The following is a 16870-nucleotide window of genomic DNA, read 5'->3' on the forward strand; positions in this document are numbered from 1 at the left end:
AGAACGAAGATGAAACCATACATAGCGAATAGCCTACTACTTTTTACTGCTATCATTTGGGGTAGCGGCTTTGTCGTTACTGATATTGCACTAAAGTATTTAACAGCTTACCAGGTAATGGCCGGTAGATTTTTATTAGCAGCTATTATCCTGATCATTCTTTTTGGTTACAAACTTAAAAATATTACCAAGTCCGTTATTTGGAAAGGTGTAACGTTAGGAATTATTTTGTATATTGCTTTTGCCTTACAGACAGTAGGTTTACAATACACTACACCTTCCAAGAATGCTTTTTTAACAGCTGTAAACGTAATAATTGTACCAATCATTACGTATGCCATTTATAAACGCCGTATTGATGGGTATGAAATAATTGGTTCCATCCTCGCCATTATTGGGATTGGCTGTTTATCCTTACAAGACTCATTCATTATGAACATTGGTGATGCGTTATCACTTGCTTGTGCTGTAGGATTTGCCTTTGATATCTTTTGTACAAATCTTTTTGTCAAAAAGGAAGATGCCATACTACTTACAATTATTCAATTTATAACAGCAGCTGTAATTAGTAACTTATTGGTGCTTATTCAAGGAGATGCGCCATTAACATTAGAGAAAGGGGGCTTGTACCCGGTCGTCTATTTAGCTATTTTCTCAACAACTATTGCTTATCTTTTCCAAAATATCGCAAACCAATATACAACCGCAACAAAAGCTGCCATTATTCTTTCAATGGAATCATTTTTTGGTATGGTGATGTCGGTATTATTTTTACATGAAATCCTAACAACTCGCATGATTATTGGTGCGGTGTTGATATTGGGTGCTATTCTTATTGCAGAAGTAAAACCAGCATACCCTAAAAAGAACATCATAAAAAACATACGATAGCAAATACTTTTTACAATATTTGTTTAACAACTATAAAAAAGCTTCAGTTAATCTGAAGCTTTTTTATATAACTACTCATCCACCATTTGTTTTTTATATACAATCACTGTTGCAAACATTGTTACAATTATCCATAATAATATAATTGTAAACGGCTGTACTAAATCCCCTACGCTAAATTTAGTTTCAAGCGATTCTGCAAGCAAAATTAGTTGAGTACTTGGCAACCATTCAACTACTTTCAATATAGGATAATTATCAACTAATGCTATTGAAGTAGGACCTAACGAAAACAAGCAAATAACAGGTAAAACAATAACTGATGATTCCATAACCGTTTTAGCAAACAAACCAAGTAATGTCCCTACAGCAATATAAAAAATGGTTGATAAGAGTAACGCTACGATCATAATAGATAAATTACTAGGATTATATTCGGCTAAAAACATGCAGCCAGCAACAATCAGAATCGTAACAATAAATGTTAGCATGCTTTTCCCTATTAAAATTTCAGGAATTGTTGCAGGGGATAACATCAAACTTCTTAATGTGTTTTTTTCTTTTTCCTCAGCAATTAAACAACATTGAATATAGGTAGCAACAACTGAAAATGTAATATTAATTGACATGAAATGCCCTTGCACAGTGTCAACTCCCATTCGGGAATACACGGCTGCCAAGATTAAAGGTAAGAATACCATAGAAGATACAGCCATATTTCGAGAGAATTCTTTATAGTCTTTTACTAAAATTGCCTGCATCCTTTTAATAGATAAGTTCATACTAATTCCCTCCCTGTTACTTGAACGAAAATTTCTCCTAAGCTTGGCTCATTTGTCCACACTCGCTCTATTAAATTCCCTTGCATCCATTCATACATTTTGTTCGCATCTTCTGTTCCCTTGCTAATAATTTCTTGATGTCCGTTTTTTAATTCAACTGTTATAGAATCATCAGCAAATTGCTGTTTTAGTTCTTTAGGCGTTCCTATAGCGCAAATTTTCCCTTTATTTAAAAATGCGATTCGATTGCAAAGGGTATCCGCTTCTGTCATATCATGTGTTGTAAGAAAAATAGTTGTACCCATTTCATTTAATCTTCGTAGACCTTCGTATATATGATACTTATTTACAGGATCCAAAGCAGAAGTAGGTTCATCTAAAAAAAGAAGCTCTGGTTGGTGCAAAATTGTACGAGCTAGCATTACACGTTGCTTCATCCCTTTTGATAAAACACTAACACGCTTATTTCTTTCCTCATACAAGTTAACAAAATCGAGAGCTGATTTAACAGAATTTTCTTTCAAATTATACAACCTACTATATAAGAGAAGGTTTTCTTTTATCGTTAACCTTGAATATAGACCACTGTTATCAGTTAATATCCCAAATCGCTTTCGGGCTTCTGATGATTTAAATCCGCTTATGTCCTGATTAAAGACTTTAACATCGCCACTTGTTTGTGTAAGCTGAGCTGTTAAAATTTTAATCGTAGTCGTTTTACCAGAACCACTCGGTCCAAGAAAGCCGAAGATTTCTCCTTTTTTAATTTCAAGGGAAACATCTTGTATTGCGTAATCCTTTTGAAATTCTTTTTGTAAGTTGTTGACTTTAATAATTGTTTCCATCCTAAAACCTCCTGTCGTTCTTGAATTAAGCATACGGAAGTATTAGAGTGGTCGCATTATTATTATGATGAATGGCGTTATATGTCGGTGAACTGTACTATTTTCATGCCAGTTGGGTACATTTATTTCCTGAGAAATATTTATATTCCTATGATTCCTTTTAATTCGACTAATTTACTTCTAGATAGTGGTACATTCACTCTTTCTTTCCCTGATAAGATAAGGCTATAGCTGTTCTTTGTCCAAGTTATAATCTCTCTAACCTTTTGAAGATTTACAATGTAAGAACGGTGACATCTAAAAAAGCCAAAAGGTAATAATCGTTTTTCTAACTCATTTAATGTTAACGAACAAGGGTATGCATCTCCGTTAACGTATACATTGACTATGCCTTCGATACTTTCAATATAATCAATTTCAGGTGGATTGAATAAGATAAACTTGTCGTTCATCTTAGTAGGAATCTTCTCTAATTTAATATGCTGTTTTTCTTCATCTACATCTTTTTTCTCTGTTCCTTTTTCTTCTTGAAAATCAAATGGTTGTAATCCTTTTTCATCTACTCGAAATACATAATCTGAAGAAAGTATTAGATCTGTTAAGTTTGTCGTAAAAAGACATACTGCGTATCCTTTATCCTTTAAAGTTCTCATAACAAGATTCACAATTTGTTTTGATTCATTATCCAAATTTTGGTAAGGTTCCTCTAAAATATGTATTGGCTTTTCATGAATAAATAATTTTGCTAGTCTTAACCGCTGTAATTGAGAATGGGTTAAATCCTTAATCTTCCTATGTTTTTTATCAAATAATCCCACCATTTTCAAAACTTCATCCATTTCGATTTTCACATCATACAACGCGCATTCAAATTTAATACTTTCTAAAATGGACAATCTTTCATAATGACCATCCTGACGAAAATGTAGATTAATATTCGGATAAAGTTGTAGTTGTTTAACAATATAATCGATTAGACTGACATCAGAGTAAATCCCCGTGATTGTACCTGATTCTAATGATATATCGAATGACGGGCAACGCGTCATACCACCAATGATCAAAGATGGTATTGAAATTTGTTGTTGAAAATCTTTCATATGATTCGAATCACCTTCCTAAATAATAAAATTATATAATATTCTGGAAATAATTTCAGAGGAATTTTTGAAAGATAATATAAATAATAAAACCATCGATCTAAAAATATTATCGATGGTTTTATTATTTTTTTACATTTATAATTTTTATATTAATTCTTGCAATTTGCGGCGTAATAGTTTATTTGCTCCGTTACGAGGTAACTCTTCCACAATGTAAATTTTTTTCGGGACTTTATAGGCTGCTAAATGTTTCTTACAATATGCAATAAGCTCATTCGTTTCAATATTATTTTGCAAGACGACAAATGCATTCGGTACTTGCCCCCATTTTTCATCATCTACTCCACAAACCCCCGCTTCACGAACAAATTGGTGAGATGTTAAGACGTTTTCAATCTCTGCAGGATAAATATTCTCTCCACCAGAAATAATTAAGTCAGAACGACGATCAATTACAAATAGGTACCCTTCATCATCCAAATAGCCAATATCGCCACTATGCAACCAACCATTTTCTTGAGAAGGCTTGTCTGCAAAACGACCGACATAACCCGGTGTCACATGTTCCCCACGTATTAATATTTCGCCTTGTTCAAATGGCTTATTAGTATCTGCAATTTGAATTTGATTGAAAAATAGAGGTTTCCCTGCTGAACCAATTTTTCTAAGTGCATCTTCACTTGATAATGTTGCGGTTTGTGATGAAGTTTCAGTCATTCCGTATGTTTGCGAAACCTGTATTCCTCGCTCAATTGCTCGTTTTAAATAATCTCTAGGTACAGGGCCACCACCTGCAAGCATTGTCAAAAAACGTTTAGATACTTGTTGATCACGTTTTTCAAGTTCGGATAAAATACGTTCTAATGTTACGGCAACAACTGACATACGTGTTACAGAGCCTTCCGCGAGTTGATTTACAACCTTTTCAACATCAAATTTACGATATAAATCTAAACGAACTCCGTGCAATAGACATTTACACAACATTGAAAATCCACTGATATGGAATAGTGGTACAGTACAAAGCCATGCATCGTTTTCTACTAATCCTGTGTTATACAATGAGGAGGTTGCAACCGATACATGATTGCCGATTATTTGACGTACGCCTTTTGGAAATCCTGTTGTACCAGAGGTGTACATTATGGTCATCGTATCTTCCTCTGACCATTCTATAGCTGGCGTGAAATCAGCAAGCGTTGTTTGTTCTATTTCAGAAAATGTATGAATACTGACTGCTGTCCTTGGCAATTTTTCTACTAAATCATCTTCAGAAAATATCGAAACTACTTCTGAATCTTCAATTTGATAAGCTAATTCAGATTTACTTAAACGTAAATTTAATAACACCATTTCACATTGTAAATGCATGCAACCACAGATCATGAAAATAATTTGTGGCGTTGATGTAGCGTAAATGGCAACTCGATCATGTGGCTTAATACCAAGTGATACTAATTTACTTGCTTGTTGTAAAGCAAGCTCATTTATTTCTTTATATGTCCATGATTGACCTTCAAAACGTACTGCTATACGCTCTGGAGTCAAAGTTGAACGTTGGATAATCCAGTTTGGAATCATATTTGTCACCCTTATATTAAAATTCATCACTTTTATCTTATCATTAACCTATTAGAAAATGAAAAAACCCGTACCACGAATGTGATACGAGCTAAATGGAAGTAAGATTATTTATTGTTATTTAGTGCTTTTGCAATTTGAGCACCGATTAAAGCGTTATTTTTCACAAGAGCAATATTAGCTTCAAGACTAGTGCCTTCTGTTAGTTCTTTTACTTTACCAAGTAAGAACGGTGTCACTTCTTTACCATGAATATGCTTTTCAGTAGCTTCTGTTAAAGCTTTTTCGATAATATCAGTGATAAAATCATGATCTAATGCCTCTTTTTCAGGAATTGGGTTGGCAATAACAGCTCCACCGTGTAAATTTAAATTCCATTTTGTACGAAGCATATCTGCTACTTCTTGTGGCGTATCTAATCGGAAGTTGACATCGAAGCCACTTTGACGAGTATAGAATGCTGGAAGTTCGTTTGTTCCATAACCAATTACCGGTACACCTTTTGTTTCAAGATATTCTAATGTTAAACCGATATCTAGGATTGATTTGGCTCCTGCGCATACCACACCAACTTTTGTTGTTGCAAGTTCTTCTAAGTCAGCTGAAATGTCCATAGTTGTTTCTGCACCACGGTGAACACCACCAATTCCACCTGTTACGAATAACTCGATACCAGCAAGTTCAGCTGCAATCATCGTAGCTGCTACAGTTGTAGCACCTGTTTGCTTTGTTGCAAGTAAGTATCCGATATCACGACGTGAAGCTTTTGCTACATTTTTTGCATTACCGAACATTTCTAATTCTTCATCAGATAAGCCAATTTTGATTTTACCGTCGATTAAAGCAATTGTCGCAGGTACACAGCCATTATCACGAAGAATTTGTTCTACTTCACGAGCTGTTTGAACATTTTGTGGGTAAGGCATACCGTGTGAGATGATTGTTGATTCAAGCGCTACGATTGGTAGTCCTTGTTCTTTCCCTTTTTGAACTTCTGCTGATAATTCGATATATTGTTGCATGATTAATCCTCCAACTCTTTTTTTAATAAGTCCTCTGTTAGCTCTGGTCTTACAGTAAATGGTGATTCCAATGTGCGTTTTGCATTCATTAAACCAGCCTCCACAGCCTGCTCAATAGGCATATTAGCCAGCCAGCCGTGAATAACCGCAGAAACAAATGCATCACCTGAACCAGTTACATCTTTTATTTCTTCTACTGCTTTCGCATTAAAATGTGTTGGTTTTAAATTATTGCTTGCTACGTAAACACCATTAGCACCAGCAGTTATGATGACATTTTCTGCACCCAACTGCACGATTTCAGGTAAAGCTTTTAAATAGTCAGCTGCAGTTTGAATTTGCTTATGAAGCAATGTTTCTGCTTCATCCGTATTACATATGAACCAAGTAACCCCATGTAAATTATCAGGCAAGCGATCCATTTTCGGAGACGATACTGGCACAATTACTAACGGAACATTTCTAGCTATTGCAAATTGTTGAACATACTCGACTGTTTCTTTTGGACAATTTAAGTCGACAATTATGCAAGGAGCTGTAGATAATAACACATCATGCTTCATCAAGATAATGGGTTTTAGCTCTTCATATACATCCATATTTGCAGTGGCTAGTATCAATTCTCCCGATTCATCCATAACGGCTGAGTATGACCCTGTTGAAAATTCTTGAAGTAGCTCAACCTCTTTTAAATTTATAAAAGCTTCTGATGCAGTCGCAATTGCTTGCCAGTCAGTGTCTTTTCCTGCAGTAGTTATTAAACTAACTCTATTGTTTAATCTCCCTAGGTTTTCCGCTATGTTACGTGCAACACCGCCTATACTTTGCATAGAGGAAACAGGGTTCGATGTACCAAATTGAACAGGTCCACGTATATGAAATTTTCTATCAATATTCGCACCGCCTATACAAACGATACTATTCTCTTCCGGTAATATGTATGCTCGTCCAATTATTTTCCTTTGTTTCACTAATCCAGAAATGAGATTTGCTAAGGCTGGACGTGACATATTTAGCTTCTCAGCCATTTCTTGCTGAGACATAAATGGATTACTGCGAATTAAACGTATTAATGCCTGTTCTCGATCCGTCATACCATCACCTCTTCATTACTTTTGTTTAGATTATAAACTTTTGTTTAGTTGGTGTCAAAATATTTTTGGCTAATTTTTTACAATGCTCTATTATTTATAATTTTAAAATTGGATTTCACAAAGAAATCTATTTTTGCATGCGTGTTGATCATCCAGTTTTTTTCATTTTTAAAATAAATGGATGATCCACCGATACCCGCTACGGATTGCTCGCTTTCCTGCGGGCGTGCGCTGAGCCGCTTCCTTCGCTACGCTACGTGCAGGGTCTCAGCTGCCACGCTTTTCCCGCGGGAGTCGAGCAATCCGTAGCTACAATCAATAATAATAAACAATGAGACACAAACACCTTGAAAGTAAGATTACAGAATAACGCTCTTCCTATTTTATCCAAATTAACAAACTTGCTATTTTTGTTCATAAAAAAATCTACTCCCTATTTAAAGAGAGTAGATTTAAGTTTATAAATATTTTAGAGCTTGAACAAACCGCTTCCGTTTAAGTTTATGGGAAACGTGGGAATTGACCGAAGTCTGGCTTACGTTTTTCTTTGAATGCGTCGCGTCCTTCTTTTGCTTCATCAGTTGTGTAGTAAAGTAAAGTTGCATCGCCACCAAGTTGTTGTAGACCAGCAAGGCCATCTGTATCTGCGTTGAATGATGCTTTTAAGAAGCGTAATGCTGTTGGTGATTTTTCTAGCATTTCTTCACACCATTGAACTGTTTCATCTTCAAGTTGTTCATAAGGTACAACAGTGTTTACAAGACCCATGTCTAGTGCTTCTTGTGCGTTATATTGACGGCATAGGTACCAGATTTCACGAGCTTTTTTGTGACCTACGATACGTGCTAAATAGCCAGCACCGTAACCAGCATCAAATGAACCAACATTTGGTCCAGTTTGTCCAAAGCGAGCATTATCAGCAGCAATTGTTAAGTCACATACGATATGTAGTACATGTCCACCACCGATTGCATAACCTGCAACCATTGCTACTACTGGTTTTGGAATTTTGCGGATTAACGTTTGTAGATCAAGTACATTTAAGCGAGGAATATTATCTTCACCAACGTACCCACCGTTACCACGTACTTTTTGGTCTCCGCCTGAGCAGAATGCTTTTTCGCCTTCACCTGTTAAAATGATTGCACCAATTTTAGCATCATCGCGAGCACGAGTGAATGCATCAATCATTTCTGCAGTTGTTTTTGGGCGGAATGCGTTTCTTACTTCTGGACGGTTAATTGTAATTTTAGCAATGCCATTATAAGATTCATATTTGATATCTTCATAGACATGTTCAGTTACCCATTCACGAGTCATTAAAAAGACCTCCTAAATAAATTCTAGATGTTCCTCTATTATTGTAGCAAAAGTTTGTGGATTTTCCACATGTATTGCATGACCAACGCTTGGAACGATGATATTTTCACAACATTGGAACCTTTTGTTCATAGCATAAGCCTTTTGTTCAAATTTTTTATCTAATTCACCAGTAATTAGAAGTACAGGTTTTGTATAGTTTTGCAACTCTTCCCAATAAGAAGGCTGTTGACCTGTTCCCATACCGCGTAAACTATTGGCTAATCCGATTACCCTTTGGTCTAATCGTTCTTTACGAATGGCTTCTTTAGTTAGATCTGGTAATCCTTTTTGAGAATCAAATAATGGGATGTTCTCCCAATGATTTACGAAAGCTTCAATTCCATCTTTTTCAATATGATCTGCTAATAGATGATCACTTTTTCTTCTGTCGGCTCTTTCTTCTGCTGTTAGAAGACCCGGTGATGAACTTTCTAATATTAGCTGCTCCACCATATCCGCATATTTCATCGTAAAAGCAATTGCTACGCGTCCTCCCATAGAATAACCGATTAAGGTAAAGGAAGGGATTCGTCTCGCTTCTAAGAAATCATGCAATATTTCAACTTGTTCTTCCATTGAATAACGTTGGACACTGTATGGTGCATCTGTTAAACCATGTCCGATTAAATCTACAGTGATGATACGATGAGCTCCTTGAAATGACTGAATTACCGGATCCCAAGTTTTCGTGCTGCCCGTAAATCCATGAAGAAAAACAAGCGTTTTTTCAGCTTGTGGATTGATAATTTGGTAATGGACATTTACGCCTCTTATTGATGTCATTACGCTTACCATTTTTCATCTAGCTCCTTGCCAATAGAGTCCCATAATTTGCGATGTGAAAGAACATTCTCAGGACGATTTGTCATCACTTCAATTATGCGAAGAGGTTTTTCTTTAGGTGCATCCAACACTTGAATAAGTTCCTCTTTTGTAAACACTTCATTATATTGAGCATCATACATTTTTGCTAAATTAGCGAATTGTAATCCTGATGGTGTCCCAAATAATTCTTCATAATGTTCTTCAACAGTTGATTGAGAAAGATAAGAGAAAATACCGCCTCCATCATTATTCATCACTACAATTGTTATGTCGCAACGTTGATAACGTGTAGCAATCAATCCGTTAGAATCATGTAAGAATGCCAAATCTCCAATTAATAAATAAGAATCACGTTTTGTTGCTAATTGCGTACCAATTGCAGTTGATACAACTCCATCTATTCCATTGGCACCACGATTTGCATATATACGCACATCTTTTATCGTTTTATTGAAAAATGTATCAACATCACGAATAGGCATACTACTACTTGCGAACAAATCACTATGTTCTGGTAAATGTTCAAATAAAGTTGCAGCAAGTGCCCCTTCATCTGTAGCTTCCTGTAAATATGCTTCAACATGACGGGTTGCAATTTGATTTGCTTCTATCCAAGCTCGGACATATGTTTGATCAGTAGTGGCTGTTGTAATCGTTACATCATCTAACCATCTACTAATTGTTGCTTGGATATGATGTGTTGTGGTGGCCAATGAATCACGGAACATAGGATCTTCATCAACAACTAAATAAGTTGGTGGTTGTATTTTTGTCAAAAATTGCATTAGTGGTTTAGAAACAGGTTGTGAGCCAAAGCGAATGACTGTATCGCATTCTGCTACAGTTTTAAATGTTTCATTTTTCAATAATGCATCATATTGATCAATAATATAATCTACACAATCATTTGGTATGTTAGTGCGAAGATGGGATAAACTTTCCACTAATACTGGCCATTTAAGATGACGTATAAAGTTCCAAACTATTTCTAAATTTGTATTTTGTGCCATTTCACCGACAATTACAATACCTTTTTTCGCATTTTCAATTATCGATTCCAGAACATTCATAGCATGCTCACTTGGTCGTATTTCTTGCGCTATACTTTCTGCAAATGATCCTTCAGGTAACTGATTTTGAAGATCAATCAATAAAGGCTCACGGAATGGAACATTGACATGCACAGGTCCTGCCGGTGCAGTTACAGCAATAGCTACAGCTCGAGCTATATGTCTTTCAACAAATGGCAAAGTATTTGGAAATTCATCGGGTATTGGAAAATCAACTGCCCATTTTACTTGGTCACCATATAAATTTGGTTGTGTAATTGCTTGAGGCGCTCCTACCTCACGCAGTTCATGCGGACGATCAGCTGTTAACACGATTAAAGGTATACGTGATAATTTTGCTTCCACAATCGCTGGGAAGTAATTTGCAGCCGCTGTACCCGATGTACAAACAAGTACAACTGGACGAGCGCTTGCCTTTGCTAAACCTAAAGCTAAAAAGGCTGCTGAACGTTCATCTACTTGTCTGTACATTTGGAATTCTTTTGCATGTGCAAAGGCATATGCTAAAGGCGTTGAACGTGAACCTGGGCTAACTACAACTTCTTTTACCCCTGCTTGATATAAAGATGCAACAAGCTTATATACATAGCTCGTTAGAATTTCCTTATTAGTCATGTAATTTTCCTCCTAAAGCGCGAATCATCGGACGGAATTTCACAAGTGTTTCTTCGTACTCACTTTGTGGGACTGAATCTGCAACGATTCCTCCACCAGCATACAAGAAGGCTTCGTCTTGATATAACAACGCCGACCGAATTGCGACAGCAAATTCCCCATTACCTTTCGCATCTAGCCAACCAATTGGCGCTGCATAATAACCGCGGTTCATCGGTTCATACTTACGAATCACTTCCATTGCTCTTTTGCGAGGTACTCCTCCTAAAGCTGGTGTTGGATGTAATGTTTTCACTAATTGTAAAATCGTCGCATTGTTTTTCAGCTGACCTTCTACTGGTGTATATAAATGTTGAATATCTCTTATTTTTAGAAGCTTTGGCTGTGATGGAATATCGTAGTTTGAACAATTTTCTTTAAATGTATTACCAATCATATCTACAACATATTGATGTTCAGAACGATTTTTGGCGTCATTTAATAAAACCTGTCCCAATTTTTCATCTTCTTCTGCATTTTTTCCACGTTTCACAGATCCCGCAACACATGAAGAATAAGCATAAGACTTTTCAACTTTTACTAGGCGTTCTGGTGATGCACCAAAAAATAGCTTGTCTTGATGTTCTAAGCCAAATAAATAACTTTCCGGTTGCTCTAAAATAATTTGAGATAATACATTTGGTGAAGAAACGGATTCTTCAAATTGCAAAGCAAGTGAACGAGCAATTACGACTTTATCCGCTTCTTTTTGACGAATCAAAGATGTCACTTGTTTAATAGATTCCAAATATTCTTCTTTATATGGTTCAAAACTGCTTTTTACTTGCGGTTTTGCATAGGTTTTCAAAGCTTTTACTTGAGCAGTATGCATAAGCTCATCACGTTTTTTACAAAGTTGTTCAAAAGCATGTGGATTTTCCTGCTCTGCAAAATAGTTCGTACTAATATAAACATGGTCATTACGCATTACTAGTTGATAAGTAGCAACTGTAAAAAAGGCTTGTGGCATGCCCTTCCATTCACCTGATACTCCATTTTCAGGATCGAAGGTAAAACCACCAAACAGAATTGGTTGTATCGCTTGGTCATTTGTTACAACATTCCGCGTTAGCTTTTTCCATTGTTGCTCCACCTCGTCAAAGCGTTGTTCCTCTGACTGATTTGTAATCGTATACGCATGACCCAGGCCAACGAGTGTAAATGTTTTCTCACGATTTTGCCAGTAATATCGTTGACCAGCAAAGGATTCTTCCCCTGCTTCAAAAAAGGCTAATGCTGATAATCGATTCACTTCAATTGTTTCTGAAAAAAATTGCAGTGTCGACTCTTCTGTCTCAATTTGGTCGCCGGTTGTTGTCGACAACTTACGATTCATGAAAATTCCCTCCGTCAGTAGATATAAATATTGTTAATCTACTCGTACATACTCAATATCCTATACTATCATACATCTTTCTATCGAATTGAGCACTTATTTGCTTTATATTACTGATGACAAAAAAGCATGTAGAGAAAAATCATTCTACATGCTTTGACATTCTTCTATATTTTTCACATAGTCCAAGAAATTTCTATTTGCTATCTTTTCTACTTCTTCTATTGAAAATTGTTCTAATAATGTAGCGATTAAATTCTGTGATTGTGCTGCATTTTGTAATCCGACAACCGTTTTATAAATACCGTCAAAATCAGAGCCCAGCCCTAAATGCTCGACACCTACTAAGTCAGCCAGATATTTTACATGTTCTGCTAGGTCCATTAATGTTACATTCTCTGTATCCTTTTTTATAAAAGGTGGATAATAGACAACATGGATATGCCCACCGTTCTTCACTAAAGCCTTCACCTGATCATCAGTTAAATTGCGAGTATGGTCACATAATGCCCTAGCATTTGAGTGACTCGCAATAATATGCTTTGCCAATGGTAATACATCCCAAAAGCTTTGTTCATTTAAATGTGAAACATCAATGATAATATCTCGTTTATTTAATAACTCGATAACTTGTTTTCCAAAAGGCTTCAAACCTTTATTAGGTGATTCTTCTGCCCCAAATGCCACGCTGTTTTCAAAATTCCAAGTGAGCCCAACTAACTTCACACCTGCATCAAGAAGTGATTGTAATTTGAAAAGATCCTCACCAATCGCATCGCAACCTTCTAAACTTAATATGGCAGCGATCTGACCTTCTTCTAATGTTTCAAGTTGATTCCAGTCAGTAATATGAACCATTTCAGGGTTTGGCTGTAATACATTTGTATGAAAGAGTTCAACTTGACGCATAGCTTCTGTGAATTTTTCAGCTTGAGGTACATGCTTATCGATGAATATAGCAAAATCCTGTACGATTACATGCCCTAATTGGAGTTTATCCTTACTTGCTTGAAGCTGATAGGCTTGAGAAAATTCAATTGGTTCTTCACTTGTTGATAATTTGTATAACACGTCACAATGTAAGTCAATGATGTTCATAAGCGTACCTACTTTTTATTTTCATTATACGAAAAATAAAAGGGAGTTGCTCAAAAAAATTTATTTGAACAACTCCTACTCCTCTTCAACTGCAAGTAGAATTAATAGATTTCGGTATGTGATTTTATTGATTATTATATCCTCTATCAGAAGGAGTATCAGAAGATCCGTATTCCTCGACAACAAGGAAGCTATCTTCACCGTCTACTCTGTAGTCCTTCAAATTACTTGGATCGGAAGTAGTAGCATTTATTATGCCTTCTTCAACAGGTCGTTCTTGTGTACCTGCTGTATTTTCTGAATGCTCTACACAAGTTAATGTAGTTGGGATAGCTTCTAAACGCTCATAAGGGATTGTTTTACCACAAACTGAACAGACTCCATATGTTCCTTCATCTATTGCCCTTAAAGCATTTTCAATTTTCCCTATTTGAAATTCGTTGAAGTTATCCACCGCGAGTTCGGTTGCTTGATCCGCCAAATCTGTCGCTTGATCAGCTGGATGATTGTCATAATTGGAAAGCTCGGTAGATATAAATATTTCATCATTATCAGGTCTCTCTTTAATTCGTTTTAATTCATCTTGCAATGTTTTCCTTAACGCTTGTAGTTGTTGATCTGTCATTGTTCAGCCTCCATTCTGTACTATTTATTCCCCAATTGATTATTTTCAAAGCATCTATTCTTAAATTAATGAAAATGAATTTATTTTGGTGGTTATTCTACCTTTACAAAATAAAAACAAGGAACCCAAATGAAGTTCCTTGCTACTCAAATTAAATATTGGCATATATTGCATCACGTAAAAACTGCGCCATCCCTTTTTGATGTCGATCATAATATGCAGTAAACCGTTCATCAGCTACATACATATCAGCAAGTCCTCTATGCGCTTCTTTAGAATAAGTTGGCCAATATTGTGTTAACCATTTTCTATGGCATTCTACGGCCTCCTGTGCAGTCTTACTTTGTACCTCTCCTTGTTGCATTGCCTCTTTCAATAATTCAATTATTTTTTTCTCAAGAATTTGATTTTCTTTATACTGTACTTCAGTCATTCCACGAAGTTTCTCATTTGATGCATTGACTTCATCATCACCATACTTTTCAAGTATTTCATCACCATAATGACTTTCGTTTTCTTGAATCAGCTCTTCTTTCAATCCTTCAAAACGTTCATCATCTTTCATTTCATATACCCCTTCCATTGATTGAATTGTCTTTTCTACATTTAGCAACATTTTCTCTATTCTTATTTTCTCATCCTTTAATTTCTTTTGATGATCTAGTAATGCTCTTTTTATATCAAAATTTGAATCACACAATATTTTTTTAATTTCTTCTAGCTTCAGTCCCAATTCTCGATAAAACAAAATTTGTTGCAATAATTTAACTTCCCATGCCCCATAAATCCGATAGCCTGCTTCACTTATTTTTAGCGGTTTTAGTAAATCAATTTCATCATAATATCGTAGTGTTCGAGTAGTTACACCGGAGAGCTTAGCAAGCTGTTGAATTGTATATTTCACTTCAATCGCCTCCATAATCTCACTATAAAGGTTGACGTTGCGTAAAGGTCAATCTTTATTTTTATCTTTTTTCACATTTCTAATGTAGACACGCTTTAATTTTTTTAAATCATATGAAATATCAAATTCAAAACAAAAAATTGCAATGTATCGTTATTTTTGTAGGTGTTAAGTGTTTAATACTTTTTAAAAACAAAAAAAATCCCTTAGAACCAAAAGATTCTAAAGGATTTCTTAGTATGACCCCTACGAGATTCGAACTCGTGTTACCGCCGTGAAAGGGCGGTGTCTTAACCGCTTGACCAAGGGGCCAATATATGGCGGAGAAGGAGGGATTTGAACCCTCGCGCCGGTTACCCGACCTACACCCTTAGCAGGGGCGCCTCTTCAGCCTCTTGAGTACTTCCCCATATGGCTCCGAAGGCAGGACTCGAACCTGCGACCCTCTGATTAACAGTCAGATGCTGCTACCAACTGAGCTACTTCGGAATAATTAAATGGTGGGCCTAAATGGACTCGAACCATCGACCTCACGCTTATCAGGCGTGCGCTCTAACCAGCTGAGCTATAGGCCCATAATTGGAGCGGGTGAAGAGAATCGAACTCTCGACAACAGCTTGGAAGGCTGTGGTTTTACCACTAAACTACACCCGCATCATGGTGGGTCGGGACGGAATCGAACCGCCGACACTTAGAGCTTCAATCTAATGCTCTACCAACTGAGCTACCGACCCATGATAATTTTAAAACTTATTCTTTTAAAGAAAATGGCGGTCCGGACGGGACTCGAACCCGCGACCTCCTGCGTGACAGGCAGGCATTCTAACCAGCTGAACTACCGGACCATTTTGGTTGCGGGGACAGGATTTGAACCTGCGACCTTCGGGTTATGAGCCCGACGAGCTACCGAACTGCTCCACCCCGCGATAATAGTATTAACTTAATTTCATTATTTAATAAAAATGGAGGAGGAAGAGGGATTCGAACCCCCGCGCGGTTTGACCCGCCTGTCGGTTTTCAAGACCGATCCCTTCAGCCAGACTTGGGTATTCCTCCGACATCATATAAATAATTATGGTGGACCTTGCAGGACTCGAACCTGCGACCGGACGGTTATGAGCCGTCTGCTCTAACCAACTGAGCTAAAGGTCCTTTAGTATGGCGGCCGAGGGGATCGAACCCCCGACCTTACGGGTATGAACCGTACGCTCTAGCCAGCTGAGCTAGGCCGCCATGATACTAATAGTTGGTCTTAATTTGAAATTGGTGGAGCCTAGCGGGATCGAACCGCTGACCTCCTGCGTGCAAGGCAGGCGCTCTCCCAGCTGAGCTAAGGCCCCAATAATGTTATTTAAAATGGTCGGGAAGACAGGATTCGAACCTGCGACCCCTTGGTCCCAAACCAAGTGCTCTACCAAGCTGAGCTACTTCCCGATATGGTGCGCCCAGCAGAAGTCGAATCCACAACCTTCTGATCCGTAGTCAGACGCTCTATCCAGTTGAGCTATGGGCGCATATTATATATAAATCATCTTATTATATTCTATATTAAAAATGGTGCCGAGGGCCGGAATCGAACCGGCACGGTAGTCACCTACCGCAGGATTTTAAGTCCTGTGCGTCTGCCAGTTCCGCCACCCCGGCATATTTGGAGCGGAAGACGGGGTTCGAACCCGCG

At 37.1% G+C, this 16870-nt stretch carries 14 protein-coding genes and 15 tRNA genes; 1 reads left to right on the forward strand and 28 read right to left on the reverse strand.

The features are described 5' to 3' along the window. The first annotated feature begins 9 nt into the window (after positions 1-9). Positions 10-891 (forward strand): DMT family transporter, encoded by an 882-nt coding sequence (locus ACIQ4I_RS11455; RefSeq protein WP_403096102.1) that lies wholly within the window; start codon positions 10-12, stop codon positions 889-891. A gap of 71 nt (positions 892-962) precedes the next feature. Here ACIQ4I_RS11455 and ACIQ4I_RS11460 read toward each other — a convergent pair whose 3' ends face one another. The 28 genes from ACIQ4I_RS11460 to ACIQ4I_RS11595 all read right to left on the reverse strand — a co-directional run bounded on the left by ACIQ4I_RS11460 (position 963) and on the right by ACIQ4I_RS11595 (position 16836). After that, the gene (locus ACIQ4I_RS11460; RefSeq protein ID WP_403096103.1) at positions 963-1673 is read right to left on the reverse strand and encodes an ABC transporter permease; all 711 of its coding nucleotides are present in this window, start codon (positions 1671-1673) and stop codon (positions 963-965) included. Then, positions 1670-2518 carry an ABC transporter ATP-binding protein gene (locus tag ACIQ4I_RS11465; RefSeq protein WP_403096104.1) on the reverse strand — a complete coding sequence of 283 codons (849 nt, stop codon included), beginning with the start codon at positions 2516-2518 and terminating at the stop codon, positions 1670-1672. The genes ACIQ4I_RS11460 and ACIQ4I_RS11465 overlap by 4 nt, the downstream gene beginning before the upstream one ends. 140 nt (positions 2519-2658) lie before the next feature. Next, positions 2659-3618: a LytTR family transcriptional regulator DNA-binding domain-containing protein gene (locus tag ACIQ4I_RS11470; RefSeq protein WP_403096105.1), complete on the reverse strand. Its 960-nt coding sequence runs from the start codon at positions 3616-3618 to the stop codon at positions 2659-2661. Positions 3619-3765: 147 nt separating this feature from the next. Then, positions 3766-5202, reverse strand: coding sequence for an o-succinylbenzoate--CoA ligase (locus ACIQ4I_RS11475; protein ID WP_403096106.1), 1437 nt, complete (start codon positions 5200-5202; stop codon positions 3766-3768). A 107-nt stretch (positions 5203-5309) separates the two neighbouring features. Beyond that, positions 5310-6224, reverse strand: a complete 915-nt coding sequence (locus tag ACIQ4I_RS11480) for a pseudouridine-5'-phosphate glycosidase (protein WP_403096107.1) — start codon at positions 6222-6224, stop codon at positions 5310-5312. Positions 6225-6226: 2 nt separating this feature from the next. Further along, a complete protein-coding gene (locus ACIQ4I_RS11485; protein WP_403096108.1) occupies positions 6227-7318 on the reverse strand; it encodes a PfkB family carbohydrate kinase in 1092 nt (363 codons plus the stop codon). 501 nt (positions 7319-7819) lie between these two features. Next, the gene (menB, locus tag ACIQ4I_RS11490; protein WP_403096109.1) at positions 7820-8638 is read right to left on the reverse strand and encodes a 1,4-dihydroxy-2-naphthoyl-CoA synthase; all 819 of its coding nucleotides are present in this window, start codon (positions 8636-8638) and stop codon (positions 7820-7822) included. 12 nt (positions 8639-8650) lie between these two features. Next, positions 8651-9475: a 2-succinyl-6-hydroxy-2,4-cyclohexadiene-1-carboxylate synthase gene (gene menH / locus ACIQ4I_RS11495; protein ID WP_403096110.1), complete on the reverse strand. Its 825-nt coding sequence runs from the start codon at positions 9473-9475 to the stop codon at positions 8651-8653. Continuing rightward, a complete protein-coding gene (gene menD, locus ACIQ4I_RS11500) occupies positions 9469-11190 on the reverse strand; it encodes a 2-succinyl-5-enolpyruvyl-6-hydroxy-3-cyclohexene-1-carboxylic-acid synthase (protein WP_403096111.1) in 1722 nt (573 codons plus the stop codon). Before menD ends, menH begins: the two co-directional genes overlap by 7 nt. Then, positions 11183-12565 carry an isochorismate synthase gene (locus ACIQ4I_RS11505; protein ID WP_403096112.1) on the reverse strand — a complete coding sequence of 461 codons (1383 nt, stop codon included), beginning with the start codon at positions 12563-12565 and terminating at the stop codon, positions 11183-11185. The genes menD and ACIQ4I_RS11505 overlap by 8 nt, the downstream gene beginning before the upstream one ends. A 147-nt stretch (positions 12566-12712) precedes the next feature. After that, on the reverse strand, positions 12713-13663 hold the full coding sequence (locus tag ACIQ4I_RS11510) for a dipeptidase (RefSeq protein ID WP_403096113.1): 951 nt from the start codon (positions 13661-13663) through the stop codon (positions 12713-12715). Positions 13664-13787: 124 nt separating this feature from the next. Continuing rightward, positions 13788-14288 (reverse strand): TraR/DksA C4-type zinc finger protein, encoded by a 501-nt coding sequence (locus ACIQ4I_RS11515; protein ID WP_403096114.1) that lies wholly within the window; start codon positions 14286-14288, stop codon positions 13788-13790. A gap of 151 nt (positions 14289-14439) precedes the next feature. After that, positions 14440-15192 (reverse strand): MerR family transcriptional regulator, encoded by a 753-nt coding sequence (locus ACIQ4I_RS11520; RefSeq protein WP_403096115.1) that lies wholly within the window; start codon positions 15190-15192, stop codon positions 14440-14442. A 240-nt stretch (positions 15193-15432) separates the two neighbouring features. Further along, positions 15433-15504, reverse strand: a tRNA-Glu gene (locus ACIQ4I_RS11525). Between the two features lie 6 nt (positions 15505-15510). Next, positions 15511-15601, reverse strand: a tRNA-Ser gene (locus tag ACIQ4I_RS11530). Between the two features lie 3 nt (positions 15602-15604). Further along, a tRNA-Asn gene (locus ACIQ4I_RS11535) sits at positions 15605-15681 on the reverse strand. A 9-nt stretch (positions 15682-15690) separates the two neighbouring features. Then, positions 15691-15767 (reverse strand) — tRNA-Ile (locus tag ACIQ4I_RS11540). Between the two features lie 5 nt (positions 15768-15772). Beyond that, positions 15773-15846, reverse strand: a tRNA-Gly gene (locus tag ACIQ4I_RS11545). A 4-nt stretch (positions 15847-15850) separates the two neighbouring features. Further along, a tRNA-Phe gene (locus ACIQ4I_RS11550) sits at positions 15851-15926 on the reverse strand. 34 nt (positions 15927-15960) lie between these two features. Then, a tRNA-Asp gene (locus ACIQ4I_RS11555) sits at positions 15961-16037 on the reverse strand. Between the two features lie 4 nt (positions 16038-16041). Then, a tRNA-Met gene (locus ACIQ4I_RS11560) sits at positions 16042-16118 on the reverse strand. A 37-nt stretch (positions 16119-16155) separates the two neighbouring features. After that, positions 16156-16248 (reverse strand) — tRNA-Ser (locus tag ACIQ4I_RS11565). A gap of 19 nt (positions 16249-16267) precedes the next feature. Beyond that, positions 16268-16344, reverse strand: a tRNA-Ile gene (locus ACIQ4I_RS11570). Positions 16345-16351: 7 nt separating this feature from the next. Beyond that, positions 16352-16425: transfer RNA gene (locus ACIQ4I_RS11575), tRNA-Met, on the reverse strand. 31 nt (positions 16426-16456) lie between these two features. Then, positions 16457-16532: transfer RNA gene (locus ACIQ4I_RS11580), tRNA-Ala, on the reverse strand. 17 nt (positions 16533-16549) lie between these two features. Continuing rightward, a tRNA-Pro gene (locus ACIQ4I_RS11585) sits at positions 16550-16626 on the reverse strand. A 3-nt stretch (positions 16627-16629) separates the two neighbouring features. Next, a tRNA-Arg gene (locus tag ACIQ4I_RS11590) sits at positions 16630-16706 on the reverse strand. A gap of 41 nt (positions 16707-16747) precedes the next feature. Next, positions 16748-16836: transfer RNA gene (locus tag ACIQ4I_RS11595), tRNA-Leu, on the reverse strand. Between the last annotated feature and the right edge of the window lie 34 nt (positions 16837-16870).

The sequence above is a fragment of the Rummeliibacillus sp. NPDC094406 genome, from assembly GCF_044763875.1.
In the GTDB taxonomy this organism is placed as follows: domain Bacteria; phylum Bacillota; class Bacilli; order Bacillales_A; family Planococcaceae; genus Rummeliibacillus.

Excerpts from the sequence above, each read along its gene's own strand:
- ACIQ4I_RS11505 (WP_403096112.1), bottom strand. The coding sequence starts at position 12,565 with ATGAATCGTAAGTTGTCGACAACAACCGGCGACCAAATTGAGACAGAA.
- ACIQ4I_RS11460 (WP_403096103.1), bottom strand. The coding sequence starts at position 1,673 with ATGAACTTATCTATTAAAAGGATGCAGGCAATTTTAGTAAAAGACTAT.
- menB (WP_403096109.1), bottom strand. The coding sequence starts at position 8,638 with ATGACTCGTGAATGGGTAACTGAACATGTCTATGAAGATATCAAATAT.
- ACIQ4I_RS11485 (WP_403096108.1), bottom strand. The coding sequence starts at position 7,318 with ATGACGGATCGAGAACAGGCATTAATACGTTTAATTCGCAGTAATCCA.
- menD (WP_403096111.1), bottom strand. The coding sequence starts at position 11,190 with ATGACTAATAAGGAAATTCTAACGAGCTATGTATATAAGCTTGTTGCA.
- ACIQ4I_RS11465 (WP_403096104.1), bottom strand. The coding sequence starts at position 2,518 with ATGGAAACAATTATTAAAGTCAACAACTTACAAAAAGAATTTCAAAAG.
- ACIQ4I_RS11480 (WP_403096107.1), bottom strand. The coding sequence starts at position 6,224 with ATGCAACAATATATCGAATTATCAGCAGAAGTTCAAAAAGGGAAAGAA.
- menH (WP_403096110.1), bottom strand. The coding sequence starts at position 9,475 with ATGGTAAGCGTAATGACATCAATAAGAGGCGTAAATGTCCATTACCAA.
- ACIQ4I_RS11455 (WP_403096102.1), top strand. The coding sequence starts at position 10 with ATGAAACCATACATAGCGAATAGCCTACTACTTTTTACTGCTATCATT.
- ACIQ4I_RS11510 (WP_403096113.1), bottom strand. The coding sequence starts at position 13,663 with ATGAACATCATTGACTTACATTGTGACGTGTTATACAAATTATCAACA.
- ACIQ4I_RS11515 (WP_403096114.1), bottom strand. The coding sequence starts at position 14,288 with ATGACAGATCAACAACTACAAGCGTTAAGGAAAACATTGCAAGATGAA.
- ACIQ4I_RS11470 (WP_403096105.1), bottom strand. The coding sequence starts at position 3,618 with ATGAAAGATTTTCAACAACAAATTTCAATACCATCTTTGATCATTGGT.
- ACIQ4I_RS11475 (WP_403096106.1), bottom strand. The coding sequence starts at position 5,202 with ATGATTCCAAACTGGATTATCCAACGTTCAACTTTGACTCCAGAGCGT.